Source organism: Sphingopyxis sp. H050 (assembly GCF_001468265.1).
GTDB lineage: Bacteria > Pseudomonadota > Alphaproteobacteria > Sphingomonadales > Sphingomonadaceae > Sphingopyxis.
This window is the reverse complement of the sequence record NZ_LNRZ01000003.1, coordinates 11,861-28,561: the sequence shown is the minus strand read 5'-3', so window position 1 is coordinate 28,561 and position 16,701 is coordinate 11,861. Positions and strand designations below refer to the sequence as shown.

At 66.2% G+C, this 16,701-nt stretch carries 21 protein-coding genes; 7 read left to right on the top strand and 14 right to left on the bottom strand.

Annotated features, from left to right (window positions below; all coding sequences use genetic code 11):
• Positions 1-4 precede the first annotated feature (4 nt).
• On the top strand, positions 5-397 hold the full coding sequence (locus tag ATE67_RS06335) for a flagellar export chaperone FliS (RefSeq protein WP_058816380.1): 393 nt from the start codon (positions 5-7) through the stop codon (positions 395-397).
• A 139-nt stretch (positions 398-536) separates the two neighbouring features.
• Here ATE67_RS06335 and ATE67_RS06330 read toward each other — a convergent pair whose 3' ends face one another.
• The 14 genes from ATE67_RS06330 to flgB all read right to left on the bottom strand — a co-directional run bounded on the left by ATE67_RS06330 (position 537) and on the right by flgB (position 11,349).
• Positions 537-1,595: a sigma-54 interaction domain-containing protein gene (locus tag ATE67_RS06330; RefSeq protein ID WP_058816379.1), complete on the bottom strand. Its 1,059-nt coding sequence runs from the start codon at positions 1,593-1,595 to the stop codon at positions 537-539.
• A gap of 177 nt (positions 1,596-1,772) precedes the next feature.
• Positions 1,773-2,630 (bottom strand): flagellar motor protein MotB, encoded by an 858-nt coding sequence (locus tag ATE67_RS06325; protein ID WP_058815906.1) that lies wholly within the window; start codon positions 2,628-2,630, stop codon positions 1,773-1,775.
• 1 nt (position 2,631) lies between these two features.
• A complete protein-coding gene (gene motA, locus ATE67_RS06320) occupies positions 2,632-3,495 on the bottom strand; it encodes a flagellar motor stator protein MotA (protein WP_058815905.1) in 864 nt (287 codons plus the stop codon).
• 101 nt (positions 3,496-3,596) lie between these two features.
• Positions 3,597-4,427, bottom strand: coding sequence for a flagellin (locus ATE67_RS06315; protein ID WP_058815904.1), 831 nt, complete (start codon positions 4,425-4,427; stop codon positions 3,597-3,599).
• Positions 4,428-4,453: 26 nt separating this feature from the next.
• Positions 4,454-5,779, bottom strand: coding sequence for a flagellar hook-associated protein FlgK (gene flgK, locus ATE67_RS06310; RefSeq protein WP_058815903.1), 1,326 nt, complete (start codon positions 5,777-5,779; stop codon positions 4,454-4,456).
• Positions 5,776-6,093 carry a rod-binding protein gene (locus tag ATE67_RS06305; protein ID WP_082660237.1) on the bottom strand — a complete coding sequence of 106 codons (318 nt, stop codon included), beginning with the start codon at positions 6,091-6,093 and terminating at the stop codon, positions 5,776-5,778. The genes flgK and ATE67_RS06305 overlap by 4 nt, the downstream gene beginning before the upstream one ends.
• Entirely contained in the window at positions 6,090-7,199 is a 1,110-nt protein-coding gene (locus ATE67_RS06300; RefSeq protein WP_082660236.1) for a flagellar basal body P-ring protein FlgI, read from the bottom strand. The genes ATE67_RS06305 and ATE67_RS06300 overlap by 4 nt, the downstream gene beginning before the upstream one ends.
• A gap of 13 nt (positions 7,200-7,212) precedes the next feature.
• Complete coding sequence (locus tag ATE67_RS06295) at positions 7,213-7,872, bottom strand: flagellar basal body L-ring protein FlgH (RefSeq protein WP_058815902.1); 660 nt, start codon at positions 7,870-7,872, stop codon at positions 7,213-7,215.
• Complete coding sequence (gene flgG, locus ATE67_RS06290) at positions 7,853-8,638, bottom strand: flagellar basal-body rod protein FlgG (protein ID WP_058815901.1); 786 nt, start codon at positions 8,636-8,638, stop codon at positions 7,853-7,855. The genes ATE67_RS06295 and flgG overlap by 20 nt, the downstream gene beginning before the upstream one ends.
• A gap of 12 nt (positions 8,639-8,650) precedes the next feature.
• Positions 8,651-9,394 (bottom strand): flagellar basal body rod protein FlgF, encoded by a 744-nt coding sequence (locus ATE67_RS06285; RefSeq protein ID WP_058815900.1) that lies wholly within the window; start codon positions 9,392-9,394, stop codon positions 8,651-8,653.
• 34 nt (positions 9,395-9,428) lie between these two features.
• On the bottom strand, positions 9,429-10,259 hold the full coding sequence (locus tag ATE67_RS06280) for a flagellar hook-basal body complex protein (RefSeq protein WP_058815899.1): 831 nt from the start codon (positions 10,257-10,259) through the stop codon (positions 9,429-9,431).
• Between the two features lie 24 nt (positions 10,260-10,283).
• Positions 10,284-10,589 (bottom strand): flagellar hook assembly protein FlgD, encoded by a 306-nt coding sequence (locus ATE67_RS06275; protein ID WP_058815898.1) that lies wholly within the window; start codon positions 10,587-10,589, stop codon positions 10,284-10,286.
• A 2-nt stretch (positions 10,590-10,591) separates the two neighbouring features.
• A complete protein-coding gene (gene flgC, locus ATE67_RS06270; protein ID WP_058815897.1) occupies positions 10,592-11,002 on the bottom strand; it encodes a flagellar basal body rod protein FlgC in 411 nt (136 codons plus the stop codon).
• Positions 10,999-11,349 (bottom strand): flagellar basal body rod protein FlgB, encoded by a 351-nt coding sequence (gene flgB, locus ATE67_RS06265; RefSeq protein WP_058815896.1) that lies wholly within the window; start codon positions 11,347-11,349, stop codon positions 10,999-11,001. Before flgB ends, flgC begins: the two co-directional genes overlap by 4 nt.
• A 284-nt stretch (positions 11,350-11,633) precedes the next feature.
• Between flgB and ATE67_RS06260 the strand changes: the two genes are divergently transcribed.
• The 6 genes from ATE67_RS06260 to ATE67_RS06235 all read left to right on the top strand — a co-directional run bounded on the left by ATE67_RS06260 (position 11,634) and on the right by ATE67_RS06235 (position 16,688).
• Complete coding sequence (locus tag ATE67_RS06260) at positions 11,634-12,137, top strand: flagella basal body P-ring formation protein FlgA (RefSeq protein WP_058815895.1); 504 nt, start codon at positions 11,634-11,636, stop codon at positions 12,135-12,137.
• Between the two features lie 183 nt (positions 12,138-12,320).
• Complete coding sequence (gene flgM, locus ATE67_RS06255; protein WP_197411889.1) at positions 12,321-12,617, top strand: flagellar biosynthesis anti-sigma factor FlgM; 297 nt, start codon at positions 12,321-12,323, stop codon at positions 12,615-12,617.
• Positions 12,617-12,919 (top strand): hypothetical protein, encoded by a 303-nt coding sequence (locus ATE67_RS06250; protein ID WP_058815893.1) that lies wholly within the window; start codon positions 12,617-12,619, stop codon positions 12,917-12,919. The genes flgM and ATE67_RS06250 overlap by 1 nt, the downstream gene beginning before the upstream one ends.
• 94 nt (positions 12,920-13,013) lie before the next feature.
• Positions 13,014-13,838, top strand: a complete 825-nt coding sequence (locus ATE67_RS06245; RefSeq protein WP_058815892.1) for a transglycosylase SLT domain-containing protein — start codon at positions 13,014-13,016, stop codon at positions 13,836-13,838.
• The gene (gene flhA, locus ATE67_RS06240) at positions 13,835-15,958 is read left to right on the top strand and encodes a flagellar biosynthesis protein FlhA (protein ID WP_058815891.1); all 2,124 of its coding nucleotides are present in this window, start codon (positions 13,835-13,837) and stop codon (positions 15,956-15,958) included. The genes ATE67_RS06245 and flhA overlap by 4 nt, the downstream gene beginning before the upstream one ends.
• Positions 15,948-16,688 carry a sigma-70 family RNA polymerase sigma factor gene (locus ATE67_RS06235; RefSeq protein ID WP_058815890.1) on the top strand — a complete coding sequence of 247 codons (741 nt, stop codon included), beginning with the start codon at positions 15,948-15,950 and terminating at the stop codon, positions 16,686-16,688. The genes flhA and ATE67_RS06235 overlap by 11 nt, the downstream gene beginning before the upstream one ends.
• Positions 16,689-16,701 lie beyond the last annotated feature (13 nt).

Below are 16,701 nucleotides of genomic sequence, written 5' to 3'. Positions count from 1 at the left end.
GACCATGCCCGCCACCGCCACCACCGTCCGCGCCGCCGGACATTATCGCCGATTGCAGAACGAGAGCCGGGCGATGTCGTCCGACCCGATCGAGCTCGTCACCATGCTCTATGACGAGCTGGAGACGGCGGTGGGCGTGCTCGCGTCGATGGTGCGCCAGGGGCAGCGCGTGTCCGCGACCGAGCCCGCCCACCGCGCACGCTCGATCCTGATCAGCCTCGACGTCGGCCTCGACCATGAAAATGGCGGCGATGTCGCCATCGCGCTGGCGCGCGTCTATCGCAGCATGCGCCGCAAGCTCGACGACGCGGTTGCGGCCAACAACGCCGACGAGCTCGACGAACTGCTCGGCGGGATCGTCACCGTCAGCTCGGCCTGGCGCCAGATCCGCCAGTAAGTTTTCCCGCTCTGTGCGAATCCCCAAAAAGGGTTCGGCACCGGCCGCTTCCCCGCTGCCGCCAAAAGTGGGGACAGGCGACAGAGGGAATGATGCGACCGGTGCCGATTCAGCGGCGCCGAAACTCGTGGGGTAGTTTTCAGGCGGCCTGCTGCTGAACTCCATATTTGCGCATCTTTTCGATGAGCGTCGTCCGCTTCAGCGTCAGCAGACGCGCGGCTTCCGAGATGATGCCGTCGGCAAGGTCGAGGGCATTGTGTATCTGTTCGAGCTCGATCGTCTCGATCTCGCGCTTGAGGTCGATCGGGCGGCCAGGGGCCGGCGCCTTGGCGAAGGGCATCGCCGCCGCCGCATCGTCGCCGCTGGCGGGCCCTGTAGCCGGGCCGGCCGGACGCGGCGCCAGCGCTGCGGTGGGGTTCAAGAGGATCAGGACGTCGTCGGCGCCGAGCGTCTCGCCACCCTGCAGAACGCTGGCGCGCTCCACGAAGTTGCGAAGCTCGCGGACATTGCCGGGCCAGCGGTGCCGCATGAGCAGGGCCATGGCGGCCTCGTCAAAGCGGCACTTGGCGTCGGCCGGCATCTTGCGCTGGAAGTGGCGGATCAGCGCAGGAATGTCCTCGACGCGATCCGCAAGGCTCGGGACCTGGACCACGACGACGCCGAGACGGAAAAACAGGTCTTCGCGGAAGCGGCCGTCGGCGATCGCCACGCCCAGATCCTGGTGCGTGGCCGATATGACGCGGACGTCGACCGCCTTCATGTCGCTGCTGCCGACGCGGACGATCGTCCGGTCTTCGAGCACACGAAGTAGCTTGACCTGCATGTCGAAACGCATGTCGCCGATTTCGTCGAGGAAGAGCGTGCCGCCCTCGCTCGCCTCGAAATGGCCGATGCGGCGGGCATGGGCGCCGGTGAAACTGCCCTTTTCATGCCCGAAGAGTTCGGATTCGATGAGTTCGCCGGGGATGGCGCCGCAGTTGATCGCGGAGAAGGCCTTGGCCGAGCGGACGCCTTCGTCGTGGATGGCGCGGGCGACGAGTTCCTTGCCCGATCCCGAGGGACCGCACAGCATGACCGAAGCGTTCGAGCGGGCAACCCGCCGGATCATTTCGCGCAGGCGGACCACCGCCGGGCTGTGCCCGATGATCAGCGCCTCCAGCGCCGACGCGTCCGTCTTGTTCTGCCCCACCTCGGTCATTGTCGTCTCCACCACGCCCCCCATGGCGCTTTCGATGGGCACAGAGATTGAGGAAAATGGTAAACGAAAGCTTATCCAAACTTACACAAGTCACTGAAAACAAAGCGTTATTGCCAGATTGGCAGCAATGCTGCTGGAATTGCGCCATTAACGATTTTCAATACTGCCAGATTGGCACTATTTTTCGTTATCGACCCGCCAGCCGAGCGTGATGGAAATGCGGCGATTGCGTGGATCGAATCGGTCGGCGGGGTTATAGGGCTCGCGATCGGCCACCCCTTCGATGCGGGCGTAGCGCTCGCCGGCGACTCCGCGATACTCCAGGAAGTTGCGAACGACCTCGGCACGGTCGACCGACAGGCGCCAGTTGTTCATGCCTGCCTTGGCCGACCAGGGCGTGGCGTCGGTATGCCCGCGGATCATCACCTGGTTCGGCGTCTCGGCGATCGGCTTGGCGATTTCGCTGAACAGCTTCGCGCCCGCAGGGGTCAGCTGACTGGTCCCCATGACGAACATCGAATAATCGGCATCGTCGACAACGTCGATGCGCATACCCTCGGTCGTGACGGTGAAGCGCAGGTTGCGGGCGAGCCGCTTGAGGTCGCCCTTCTTCATCACGCGGTCCATCATCGACTTCGCGACTTGCGCGAACTTCTCTTTTTCCCGTTCGCGCCCCGCCGCTTCTTTCGGCCCGCCGACGGCATCCTTGGGGATGGTCAGCGACCGCGAGCCCGTCTGGCCCGCGCGGTTCGGATATTTGTCTGCCGACACGATCGAATCGCCGCCGAACAGTCCCGATCCGCCCGCGGCGTCGGTCTTGGTCTTGATCAGCGTCGGCGCGAAATAGTCGGCGAGCGCCTTGCGCTGCTTCTCGGTCGTCGCGCCGAGCAACCACATCAGCAGGAAGAAGGCCATCATCGCGGTCACGAAATCGGCATAGGCGACCTTCCAGGCGCCGCCGTGGTGACCGCCATGGCCTTCCTCGACGATCTTCTTGATGATGATCGGGCGGACAAGGTTCGGACGCGCAGCCACCTTAGCGGCCCCTCATGCCATCGAAGACTTCGGCGAAACTCGGCTGGTTGTGGTGGTCGACGCCCGAGCGCGCGGCCTCGATCACCAGCGGCTGCGGATGACCATGGAGCGACGCGATGATCAGCTGCTTGACCGTATGATAGATGGCAGCGTCGCTTTCGATCACCGCCTTCGCGCGCGTCGCAAAGGGGCCCACGAGGCCATAGGCCAGAAGCACGCCGAGAAAGGTGCCGACCAGCGCCGAGCCGATCATGCCGCCGAGGATCGCCGGCGGCTTGTCGATCGAACCCATCGTCTTCACGACGCCGAGCACCGCGGCGACGATGCCGAGCGCGGGCAAGGCGTCGGCCAGATTCTGCAGGCCGTCGGCGGGCTTCATCGCGTGATGGCGGTGGCTCTTCAGCGCATTGTCCATCACATCCTCGACCGCGTGCGGGTCGAGCGTGCCCGACGACACGACGACGAGGCGCAGCGTGTCGCAGATCAGGTGGATCAGCGTGTCGTCCTTGAGCAGCTTCGGATATTGCTGGAACAGCGGCGAGCTTTTCGGATCCTCGATATGCGGTTCGACCGCGACCGGCCCGTCGGTGCGCATCATCTTCATCAGGGTCGACACGAGCAGGATGACGTCGAGATAGTCCTGCTTCTTATAGGCCGGGCCCTTGAACACTTTTGCCAGGCCGCCGCCGAGCGCCTTCAGGTCGGCGCCCGAATTGCCGATGATCAGCGAGCCGACCGCGGCGCCGCCGATGATCAGCATTTCGTGCGGCAGCGCGTGCATGACGGGGCCGAGGTTGCCGCCCGTAAGCGCGAATCCCCCGAACACCAGCAGGATCAAGACGACGATGCCGATTACGGGAAACATGCGCAGGCAACTCCATTGGGGCCCGGTCGGAACACCGGCAGCCCCGGGAAAATAAGGACGTCCCTATGCTTAACGGCAGCACGCCCGGGAAATTGAGCGGCTCAGCGCAAAAGATCGAACAAAGTCTGCCGGTTGATCTTGGCGAAGGCCGCCTGCGCGGCGCCGAGGGTCAGATCCTGCGCATTGAGCTGCGCGATCGCGGTCTCGAGGTCGGTGTCCTCGATCGATTTGCGCTCGTCGGCGACTTCGATGCCGCGCGACGAAAGGCTGTCGCCGATCCGCTCGAGCCGGCCGGCCGCCAGGCCGAGCGCGGCATTTTGGTCGGCGACATGCGTGATCGCTGCACTGATGCCGGTAAGCGCGGTGCCGATTCCGGCCTTGTTGCCGGTCGCGACCGCAGTCGCCGCATCGCGGAGGCTGGTCGACAGCGCATTGCCCCCGACGACAAAGGCGGTCGTCGCCGACTGAACCGGCGCAAAACTGACATCCGCATCGAAGCGGACGACGCGCGCGGCGCCCGAAGCGAACAAAGATTCGCCGTTCGAATCGCGGGTCGCGGCCAGGCCGTCGATCTCGTCGGCGATCGCATTGAGTTCGGCGGCGACCGTCGCGCGGTCGGCCGGGTTCAGCGTGTCGTTCGAGGCCGACAGCGTCAGCTCCTGCGCGCGCGCAAGCAGGTCGCTCGTCGACTTGAGCACGCCGCTCGCCTGCGACACCTGCGCCTCGGCCGATTTGATGTTCGCCTGCCAGGTTGTCATGCTGGCCTGCGCCGTGCCGATCGTTGCGATGCGGCGCGCGGCGGCGGGATCGTCGGACATGCGCTGGAGCCGCTTGCCGGTCGAAATCTGGATCTGCACGCGCTCGAGCGCGTCGGCCAGCTTGGACTGGCGCGCGATCTCGCGGGTCATGCGATTGCCAACGGCGTTAATCATGGCTCATACTCCATTGCTCCACCGCCCTAGAGCGAGCTCAGCAGCGTCTGCATCGTCTCGCGCGCGACCTGGATCGTGCGCGCGGCCGCCGAATAGGCCTGCTGGAAACGCAGCAGCTCGGCCGCTTCATTGTCGAGATTGACCTCGCTCACATTGTCGCGCGCGGCGGCGGCGCCGTCGGCGCGCGTCGTTGCGGCGGCATCCTGCGCACGCGCAGACGCCGTGGCCTGCGCCTGCGTCGCGAGATGGCTCGACCATGTCGCCTCGGGATCGTTCGCGCCGCGCATCGCGCCGAAGGCAAGCATATTGCCGTTGGTCGACGTCGACGTCGCGGCCGCGACCTGGGCGGGGGTCAGCGTTGTCGCGGTGAGCGTCGCGGCGGTCGTCCCCGTGAACAGCGGCTGGCCGGGATTGCCATTGGCATCGAGGCCCGCTTGATGCGCCGTATTGATCTGCGCCGCGAACTGCGATGCCTTGGTGTCGAGCCCGGCGCGCTGGTCGGCGATATGGTTCGACGCCTCGGCATAGCCGGCGAGCGAACCCGTCGCATTCGCGAAGGGCGAGCCGCCGAGCGTGTAGGAGATGCGTCCGTCGGCTGCGGTCGTCATCGCGATCGGCGTCACGACGCCGCCGCCCACGAGCATATCGCCGCTGCCGGTCGCGCGCAGCGTCACCGCGCCATGGCTGTCAAAGGTCGCGCTGACCCCCGCCTGCGACGAAAGCTGGTCGAGCAGGCGGTCGCGTTCGTCGAGCAGCGCCGCCTGGTTGGTGGTCCCCTCGCGCGCCTTGCGCAGGCCAAGGTTGACCTGTTCCAGCGCGCCCAAGTTGGTGTTGAACTGTGAAACCCCGGCAGTCGCCGCGGCCGACACGCCTTCGGACAGGCTGTTCAGCCGATTGGCGGCGGTCTGGAAACCCGCAGCGATATCGCTCGCCGCCTGCAGGAACTGCGCGCGCAGCGTCGGGTTCGACGGATCGGCGGTCAGCTGGTCGGCGGTGGTGTAAAGCTTGGTGAGCGCGGTCTTGATGCCGTTGCTGTCGTCGCTGAGCGCGCTTTCGACGCGGTTCATCCAGTCGAGCTTCGCCGCGGCGCGCTCGCTGTCGCCCGACGAGATACGCGCATCGGCGATCAGCCACTGGTCGACCGAGCGCACGACGCCCTTGATGTCGACGCCGCCGGGCGTGATGCTGCCGCGATAGAGCACCATGTTGCTGCCGCCGGGGACCTCGGTGAGGTCGAGCCGGCGCCGTGCATAACCCGGCGTCTGCGCATTGGCGATATTGTCGCCGATGGTCGACAGCGCCTTCGAATAGGCGCGCAGCCCCGTGTAACCGATGCCGAGAAGGTCGCTCACTGCGCGTCTCCGCCCTTGAAGCCGGTCGCGTTGCCGAGGCCGCGGAACTGGCGTTCGACCATGTCGGCGATGCCGAACTGGCGCATTGCGGCGATGCTGTCGGCGGTGCGCGCGTCGGCCATTTCGCGGAAATTGTCGGTGGCGCTCGATCCGAAGATGTCGTCGCCGAGCTTTGCCTGGCGCATTGAGGACATTAGCTGGCGCAGGATCACGGCCTCGAAGGCTTCGGCCGCCTTGCGCAGGCCGCCGTCGCCACCGCCTGCAGCCGCGGGGGCCGGGGTCGTCGATCCGATCGAAGAGACAGGCGTCGTCATATGATCACCAGTTCTGCAGTCAGCGCGCCGGCCTGGCTCAGCGCTTCGAGGATGGCGACAAGGTCGCCGGGAGGAACGCCCATGCGATTGATCGCATCGACGAGCTGGGACAGCGAGGCGGTCGGCTTCACCATGATCATCGGCCGATATTCCTCTTCGACACCGATATCGCTCGACTGTTCCACCGCGGTTTCCCCGCGGCTGAACGGCGCGGGCTGCACGACGGTCGGCGATTCCTTGATCGAGACGGTGAGCTTGCCCTGCGACACCGCCGCGGTGCCGACGCGGACCGCGCCGTTAATAACGACCGTTCCGGTGCGGGCATTAACAATGACTTTCGCCGGCGGTTCGGCGCGGATTACCGACAGATTCTCGATTCGGGACATCAGGCGCATGCGGTCGTCGCCGCCGCCCGAAGCGCGGATCGCGATGCTGGCGCCGTCGAGCATCACCGCCGTGCCGGGGATCGCCTGGTTGATCGCGTCGGCGACGTTGCGCGCGTTGGTCGCGTCGAACTGGTGCAGGTTGAAGGTCAGCTGGTCGGTGGTCGCGAAGCCGGTATCGACGGCGCGCTCGACGGTCGCGCCGCCGGCGATCCGTCCGCTCGACGGCACATTGACCGTCAGCTTCGAACCGTCGGCGGCGTCGACGCCCAGACCGCCGATGACCAGGTTGCCCTGCACCATCGCGTAAATCTGTCCGTCCGCGCCATAGAGCGGCGCGAGGACGAGCGTGCCGCCGCGCAAGCTCTTGGCCTTGCCGATCGCCGAGACGGTGACGTCCAGGCGCTGGCCGGGCTTGGCGAAGGGCGGCAGTTCGGCGGTGATCATCACCGCCGCGGCATTCTTCAGCGCCGGATTGACCCCTGCCGGCAGGGTGAGGCCGAAGCGCGAGACCGCGCCCTTCATCCCCAGCGTCGAATAGTCGAGGCTGTTGTCGCCCGTGCCCGCAAGCCCGACGACGATGCCATAGCCGGTCAGCTGGTTGGCGCGCAGGCCTTGGAACTGGCCCATGTCCTTGATCCGCTCGGCGTGCGCCGGCGACGCGAAGACGAAGCTCGCCAGAAAGAGCGCGATCAGGGCGATGAGGGTCGGACGCTTGGTCACTGGAATATCCTCTTTAAAACGGGCTGATGATCGAGAAGAAGCGCTGCAGCCAGCCTTGCTTGCTGGCGCGCGCAATCTCGCCCTTGCCCACGTATCGGATGTTGGCGTTGGCGACGCGGGTCGACAGGACGCGGTTGTCGGGGCTGACGTCGATCGCGCGGACGATGCCCGAAATCTGGACGCGCTCGTCGCCGCGATTGAGCGTCAGCAATTTCTCGCCTTTCACCAGCATCGTGCCGTTCGGATAGACCGCGGCGACGGTCACGCTGACCTCGCCCGACAGCGCGTTCGATTGCGACGCGTCGCCCTTGCCCTTGAAGGTCTGGGTGCCGCTCGCGCCGACGTCGCTGGGGTTGAACAGCGACAGCGGGCCGGTCGCCGGCGGGGTTAGCCCGATGCTGCCGTCGCGTCCCATGTTCGCCGCATTGCTCTTGGTCGCGGCGGTGCGCTCGACGAGCTGGATCGTGATGATGTCGCCGACCTGCCCCGCGCGCCCGCCCGAGGTGAGCGGGGTATAGCCGCCCTGAAAGATCGAGCCGTTCGCCGGCGGAGCCGGCGGCGGCGCGGGCAGCGACACCGAAAAGGCGTCGGGCGCGACCTTGTCCTTCGCGGCGGCCGGAGCCGCAGCGAGGGCCAGGCCCATGCACGCCAGCTTAGAGAGTCTGCGCGGCATTTTTCATCATCTCGTCGGTGGCGGAGATCATCTTGGAATTGACCTCATAAGCCCGCTGCGTCTCGATCATGTCGACAAGTTCCTCGACGACGTTGACGTTCGACCCCTCGAGCATGCCCCCCCGCAGGGAGCCGCGGCCTTCCTCGCCGGCGCCGCCGACTTGCGGCGCGCCCGAGGCTTGCGTCTCGACGAGCAGATTGTTGCCGATCGCCTGCAGCCCCGCCGGATTGGCGAAGCGCGCAATCTCGATGCGGCCAAGTTCGGTGATCGTCCCGTCAGGCGTCGTTGCCGAGACGGTCCCGTCGGCGCCGATCGAAACCGCGGTCGAATCTTCGGGAATCTGAATCTGCGGCTGGACCGGCTTGCCGTCCGAGGTCACGACCGTGCCATCGGCAGCGCGGCCGAAATTGCCCGCGCGGGTATAGCCGATACGGCCGTCGGGCATCTGGACCTGAAAATAGCCGGCGCCGTCGATCGCGACGTCAAGGCCGTTGCCCGTGGTCGCGAAGCTTCCCTGCGTGTCGATGCGCGCGGTGCCGGCAAGCGCGACGCCGGTGCCGAGATTGAGGCCGGTCGCGTAGCGGTTCTCCGCCGACGAGGGTGCGCCCGGCTGCGTCATCATCTGATAGCTCAGCGTCTCGAAGCTCGCACGGTCGCGCTTGAACCCGGTGGTGTTCACGTTGGCGAGGTTGTTCGCGATCACCTGCATCCGGAAGCCCTGGGCATCCAGACCGGTCCGTGCGACGTGAAGGGCTCCAAAGCTCATCTTACATTCTCCTTAACGGGGCAGCTGCATCAGATTGGCCGTCGCGCTGTCCATGTCGCGCGCGTCGGTGATCATCTTCAATTGCGTGTCCCAGCTGCGGCTCGCCTCGATCATGTCGACGAGCGCGGTGGTTGCGGCGACGTTCGATCCCTCGATCGAACGCGTGATCAGGCGCGCCTCGGGATCGTCGGGAAGGATCCCGCCGCCCTTGACGCGGAAAAGACCGTCGAGGCCCTTGACGACATCCGAGCCGACGGGGCTCGCAAGGCGCAGCCGGTCGACCTCCTGCGGGCTCTGCGGATCGCCGCCGGCCGGCACGACCCAGATCCGGCCCTCGCTGTCGATGCTGATCGAATCGGCGGGGGGGATCGTCACCGGACCCTGCGTCCCCTGAACGGGGCTGCCGTCGCCGGTGGTCAGCAGTCCGCTCGGCGCCAGCTGCAGGTCGCCGCGGCGGGTATAGGCTTCCTCGCCATTCTTCGCCTGGACGACGAGCATGGCGTCGCCCTGCATCGCGACGTCGAGGTCGCGCCCCGTCTCGGTAACGGTGCCCGCCTTCATGTCGGAACCGAGCACCTCTTGGGAGGCGACAGCGCGCGTGTTGAAGCCGGTCCCGTTCAGCCACAGCGACTGGGCCTCGGCCATGTCGGCGCGAAAGCCCGGGGTCTGGGCGTTGGCGAGATTGTTGGCGATCGCCGTCTGCCGGGCCATGCTGCCCCGCATCGCGGTCAGGCTGGTGTAGATGAGGCGGTCCATCTTGATGCTCCCGGCAGGCGGCTAATCGTCAGTCTCAGGTGCGCATGTTGATGATCGTCTGGGTCAGCGTGGACGCGCCCTCGATCGCCTTGGCGTTCGCCTGGAAGTTGCGCTGCGCGCCGATCAGCATCACCAGTTCCTCGGTGATATCGACGTTCGAGCGTTCGAGCGCGCCCGAGCGGATCGCCCCCATCGGGCCGTTCGTCGCCGCGTCGATGCTCGGCTGGCCGCTTTCGCCGGTGGACTGCCAATGGGCATCGCCGATCGGACGCAGACCTTCCATCGCCGGGAAGGTCGCCATCGCGACCTTGCCGAGCACCTGGTCTTCGCCGTTCGCGAAGGTCGCGGTGACGAGGCCGTCCTGGCCGATCGAAACGTTGATCAGCGACGAGGTCGGGTCCGACGGCGCGCCGGTCGGCAGAACGAAGTCCTGCATGCCCGCAAGCGTGCGATCGGTGACGTTGCCGTTCGCATCGACGGGGAGCAGCTGCAGCTTCTGGCCCGTCGAGTCGACGATATTGCCGCCGGGGGTCGGGCTGAACGCACCGTTGCGCGTATAAGTCACCTGCTCGCGCGGCGGATCGCCCTTCACGACGAACAAACCTTCGCCGACGATCGCGAGGTCGAGCGTCTTTTCGCTCGTCTCGTAGGACCCCTGCGTGAACTGCTGGGCGATCCCGATCAGGCGCTGGCCCTGGCCGGCGACGGTCTTCGTCGCCTGCGTCGGCGACGAGGCAAAGATGTCGCCAAAGGTCGCCTTGCTGCGCTTAAAGCCGATCGAGTTGGCGTTCGCGATATTGTTCGAGATGACCGACATGTCGGTCTGGGCGCCCTTGAGGCCCGAAAGCGAAGTATAGAACGACATGAGATTATCCTTCCTGCGGTATGATTAGGTGGTCGGTGTGCCGGGGGTCTGCGCGGTCTGCGCCGCCTTGATGTCCTTGAGCAGCGCGGTCTGCGCCGCGAGCTGTTCGGCAATGCTTTTCAGCGTGGTGTTGGTTTCGCTGACCCCGGCCAGGCTCGAGAACTGCGCCATCTGGGCAACCATCTCCTGGTTGTCGATCGGATTGAACGGATCCTGCTGCGACAGCTGCGCCGTCATCAGGCGCAGGAAGTCGCTCTGGTCGAGCTGCTGCCCCTTCAGTTTCGTTGGAGTGAACGACTGATACTGGTTCTGGATGCTGGTAACGGCCATGCTCATTGTCCCAACCGCAGCGTCTCGTTGATCAGGCCCTTTGCGGTTTCCAGGACCTGGACATTGTTCTGATACTGGCGCGCGGTCTCGACCATCTCGACCAGCTCGGCCGCGCTATCGACCGCGGCCTCCCACACATTGCCGTCCTTGTCGGCAAGCGGGTTCGACGGGTCGTGGCGCTTCGAAGGCGCCATCTTGCTTGTCGTAACCTGGTCGACCTGGACGGTCGCGCGGCCCTGGGCATCCATGACGGTGCGGAACACGGGCTTCATCGAGCGGAAGGCCTCGGCCTCGCTGCCCGCGACGGTGCCCGCATTGGCGAGGTTCGACGCCGTGGTGTTGAGGCGGACGAGCTGCGCCGACATGGCGCGCCCGCTGATATCGAAGACCGAGAAATTGCCGTTCATGGTCATTCGCCCTTGATCGCACGCGACAGCGTGTTGATGCGGCCGTTGAGGAAGGCGAGGCTCGACCGATAGGCGAGCGCGTTCTCGGCATAGGCGGTCTGCTCGGTCGACATTTCGACGGTGTTGCCGTCAAGCGAGGGCTGGACCGGCACACGATAGGCGGTGGCGCCTTCGATCGCGCCGCCGGTCGACGCGCCCTGCTGGGCGAGGTCGAGCGCCTTCGAGAAATCGAGGTCGCGCGCCTTGTAATTGGGCGTGGCGGCATTGGCGATGTTCGACGCGAGCATCATCATCCGCTGGCTGCGCAGCTGGAGCGCCGTCGCGTGCAAGCCAAAGAGCTTCTCGGTTGCCATCTCAAATCCTTTCGCCGGGGTCCGGACCGGGACGACCCGGACGCGCGGAAAAACACCAAGGCCTGATGCAATGGCCGTGCCAGAATCAATTTATCTTTATTTTACATCAGGTTGTGCGGTCACGGGGCTCGACTGGAACAACCTCGACCCGCCGCCAGTCAAAAGATTGACGTGCCCGGCCGGCGATCCCCGCAAAGCCGCGGCAGAGCGCAATTGGCACGCATCCTGCAATTCGGTTCGCGCCCGATTTTCGCGGCCAATTTGGACCAACAAGGATTTCCGACATGACCCGCAGATTTGCCTTGTGCATCGCCGCGCCCCTGATCGCCCTCCCCGCCGCCAATGCGCAGCAGGCGACCGAGGACTGGCAGACGATCGACGCGCTGACCCAGATGGCCGCGAACAGCATGGGCCGCACCGCGACCCCGATCGACCGCCGCATCAAGCTGGCGCGCTGTCCCGAGCAGGCGACCGTCGCCGCGATCGATGCCCAGACACTCGCGGTCCGCTGCGCGTCGCTGGGCTGGCGGCTGCGCGTTCCGATGACGCCGCCGGTCGGCGCGACCGCAACACCGGCAGGCTTTGCCGCGCCCGCCTCGACCCCGGCGATCCGGCGCGGCGATGCGGTGCGCGTTTCGATCGAGACCGAGAGCTTTTCGGTCAGCTATTCGGCCGTTGCGACCCAGGACGGCCGTGTCGGCGAGACGATCGCGCTGCGCGGCAATGACCCCAAGAACTTGATGAGCGCCGTGGTCACCGGCCCCGGCCGTGCGCGCCTGATGGACTGACGCCCTGACACGGCAAGCCCCGACGATTTAAGCCCCACTGGCCCGGCGGCGTCGACTTTCCGACGTCGCCGGGCTTCTTTTTCATTTTTTCGGTAACTGACCCTTAATCCCCCGAAGCACCTGTCGTTAAACGCCTGTGAGACGCCTCTGTCGATTTTCTGACGAGGCACAATGGAGGCAGCCATGTCGGGAGACAGCAAGATCGGGCCGGTGGGTGGAATCACCCGCATCACTCCCGTGCGCAAGATCGCGGGCAGCGCGGAGGCGGCGAACGCCGTCCCGACGCGCGCGCCGGCGTCCGACACCGTTCCCGGCGCGAAATTGATCCGTCTCGCCAGCGACCTCGCGGCGCAGGCGCCGCCGATCGACGCCGCGCGCATTGCGTCGCTGCGCGCCGCGATCGCCGAGGGCACCTACCGCGCCGACGCCAAGAATATCGCGCTCGCGATGCTCCGCTATGCCGAGGGACGCACGGGATAATGCCGCTCGAGACCGTTCAGACGAAACTGGATATCCTCGTCGGCGCGCTCGACGGGCAGGATGCCGGCGCGATCATCGCCGCGACTGAGGAGCTCGCGACCGCGGTGATCCTGTTTCGCGGCACGGCGATCCCTGCGGGCAAAGAAGCGCAGGCGCGGACGCTGATCACCAAAACGCTCGCGCAACTCGAAGCCGCCGCGATCCGCGTCAACGTCCTCAAGGAATGGACGCGTCAGAGGATTGACGCAAATCACCAGATCCGCGGGATCGGGCATCACCAGGGTTTCGCCCTAAACTATTGATAAGTCGTATGTTCCGGTGAGTTTCCGGAAAATGGCACGATGATTGCTTTTGGTCTTCCGAGTCAGCCTTTGCTGAAACAGCGGAACCAACGGCATGAACCCGATCAACCCTTCACTGACACCGGCGGCGCGCCCCGTCCCCGTCATGGACGCGGTGCAGAATGCATCGGCGCGCACCGGGGTCGATTTCGACTATCTGGTCGATGTCGCGCGGGTCGAGAGCCGTTTCAATCCGACCGCCAAGGCATCGACCTCTTCCGCCCGCGGTCTCTATCAGTTCACCAAGCAGACCTGGCTCGCGACGCTGCGCCGCCACGGCGCCGACCACGGGCTCGGCTGGGCCGCCAATGCGATCGGCCAGGACGCCTCGGGACGCCTCAGCATTGCTGACCCGATGCTCCGCGACCAGATTCTCGGCCTCCGCGACGACCCCGTCGCCGCGTCGAACATGGCCGCAGCGCTGACCTCGGACAATCGGGACTATATCGAAGGCCGCATCGGCCGCGCCGCCGAACCGGTCGATCTGTATCTCGCCCATTTTCTCGGCTCGGCGGGCGCCGCGCGCTTCCTCGGCGCCTGGTCGGACAATCCCGACCTGCCGGGCGCGACGATGATGCCCGACGCCGCGGCGGCGAACCGCCCCGTCTTCTATAACGCCGACGGCAGCATGCGCAGCCTCGGCGAGATCCGCGAATTTTTCCGCGCCAAGCTCGATCAGGACGGCGGCCCCGGCATGATGCCGGGGATGCCCGCGCCGTCTTCGGGCTGGCGCATGCAGATGGCCAGCGCGAGCGGCGCAAATGGCGGAAACCGCCCGCCGCTTCCGATGATGGATATTCAGCCCATGCCCAAGAAATTGTCGATGGACTTCGCCGCAAGCGCCTATCGGCGCCTTGCGTCGCTGGGAGGTAGCGCATGATCGGCGGGCTGACCCCGCGCGGCGTGCTGCGCGTCGCCACCGGCGCCGCGCTGCCCGCGGCGATGCTGATCCTCGTCGCGCTGATGGTGATCCCTGTATCGCCGATCATCCTCGACATCAGCTTCGTCGCGAACATCATGATCAGCCTGCTGATCCTGATGGTCGCGCTGCAGGCGTCCAAACCGCTCGACTTCTCGTCCTTTCCGACCGTGCTGCTGCTCGCGACGCTGTTCCGTCTCGCGCTGAACGTCGCCTCGACGCGGGTCGTGCTCGTCCACGGCCACGAAGGCACGCACGCGGCGGGCAATGTCATCGAAGCCTTCGGGCAGGTGCTGATCGGCGGCGATTATGTCGTCGGCCTGTTCGTCTTCTTCGTGCTGATGATCATCAACCTCGTCGTCATCACCAAGGGCGCCGGGCGTGTGTCCGAAGTGTCGGCACGCTTCACCCTCGACGCCTTGCCGGGCAAGCAGATGGCGATCGACGCCGATCTCAACGCCGGGCTGCTCACCCCCGAGGAAGCCAAGGCGCGCCGGGTCGAAGTCGCGACCGAGGCCGACTTCTACGGCTCGATGGACGGCGCCTCGAAATTCGTAAAGGGCGACGCCGTCGCCGGCCTGCTGATCCTGTTCGTCAATATCGTCGGCGGACTGATCCTCGGCATGTTCAGCCATGGCCTCAGCTTTTCGGAGGCCGGCAGCACCTATGTCACGCTCGCGATCGGCGACGCGCTCGTCGCGCAGATCCCGGCGTTGCTGCTCTCGATCGCCGCCGCCGCCATCGTCACCCGCGTTTCGTCGCCGCATGATCTCAGCGGCCAGATCGGCAGCCAGTTCGCCTCGCCGCATGTGTGGATGGCGGTGTCGGGCGTGCTGTTCGTGCTGGGCCTCGTTCCCGCCATGCCGCAGCTCCTGATCCTGCCCGCCGCCGCCATCGCCGGCACGATCGGATGGCAGCTGCGCAAGGCGGCGCAGCTCGCCGAAACCGCCCCTCCCCCGCCGGCGCCCGCCGCCGACCCGCATCATATCGAATGGGCTGACGTCAGCGATATCGGCCCGTGCCAGCTCGAGATCGGCTATGCGCTCGTCGCGCTCGTCGATGAACGCAAGGGCGCGCCGCTGATGACCCGGATCACCGGCATCCGCCGCTCGCTGTCGAAGGAACTCGGCTTCGTCATCCCGCCGGTGAAGGTCAGCGACGACCTGTCGCTGCCGGGCAATGTCTATCGCATCTCCGTCGCCGGCGTGATCGTCGGCGAGGACGAGGTCTATCCCAACGAGATGCTCGCCCTCGATTCCGGCGACCTCGTCGCCACCGTCACCGGGCGCCCGTGCAAGGACCCGACCTTCGGCCTCGACGCGCTGTGGATTCCCAAATCCTCGCAGAATGACGCGATCGCGGCGGGCTATACCGTCGTCGATCCGGCGACCGTCGTCGCGACGCATCTCAACAACAGCATCGTCGGCTCGGCCGCCGAGCTGTTCGGCATCGACGATGCGCAAGCGCTGATCGACAATCTGAAGACGCAATATCCACAGCTCGCGGCGAACCTTAGCCCGCAGGGCTATGCGCTGCCGCGCGTCGCGGCGCTGTGCAAGGCGCTGCTCGTCGAGCGCATTCCGCTGCGCGATTTCCGCAAGATCGCCGAAGCGATGGTCGCGCTCAGCGGCCAGCAGCTCGGCGACGGCGACCTGGTCGAGGCCGTCCGCCAGCGCATCGGCGCGCTGATCGTCCAGACGATCGTGCCGAGCCGGATGCCGCTGCCCGTCGTGACCTTCGCGCCCGACATCGAGGTTTTGCTCAATCAAGCGGTGCGCGCCAATCCCGGCGCCGAATGGCCGTTCGAGCATGGCATGGCGATGAAGATCGTCGAACAGATCGGACATGCGGTCGAACCGCTGCTGCTGTCGACGCGCAGCTTCGCGCTCGTCGCTTCGCCGCTCTGCCGCTCCGCGCTGTCGCGATTGGTGCGCGCGACGTTCCCGGATGTCGCCGTGATCTCCTACCTCGAAATCCCGGCGAACAAGGCGACCGAGATCGTGGCGACGATCGGCGCCGACGTCCCGCGCCTCACCGGCGGCGAAGATGCCCAGATGAAGGACGAGCCCCATGAAAATTGAGTCCCCCGACCAGTTCGGGGCGGCCAAGGCCCCGCGCCCCTACGGTTACGGCGAAAGCGCCGAGACGCTGATCGAGGAATATGCGCCGCTCGTGCGCAAGATCGCCTGGCAGGTGCATTCGCGGGTGTCGCGGACGAGCGACCTCGAGGATCTTATCCAGGTCGGGCTGATCGCGCTGATTGAGGCGAGCCGAGCCTATGAAGAGCGCGGTTTCGCCTTCGCCACCTATGCCACGACCCGCATCCGCGGCGCGATGATCGATCAACAGCGGCGCGAGGCCGATGTCGGCCGCTCGGCCATGGCCGCCGCGCGCCAGCTCCACACGACGCGCGCGGCGCTCGAACAGACGCTGCTTCGCACGCCGACGGCTGCCGAAATCGCCGAGGCGCTCGACCTGTCGGCCGAAGATTATTTTGCGCTGGAAAAGAGCGCGACCCATGGCCGGTCGACGTCGCTCGACGAGCTCGTCGACAGCGGCGCCTTCCTGTTTGCCGACGACCGGATGGGTGCGGGCGACGCGCTGGAGCAGGAAGATTTGCTGGAGGCGCTGCGGAATTGCATCGAGCAATTGTCGGCCCGCGAACAGATGGTGCTGCAGCTCTATTTCTTCGAGGAGCTGAATTTGCAGGAGATCGGCCTGACGCTCGATGTCAGCGCCGCACGCGTCTGCCAGATCAAGCGCGACGCGATGGTCAAGATCGACCGGATGATCCGCGAGCGGACCGAATAAGGATCGACGCGGC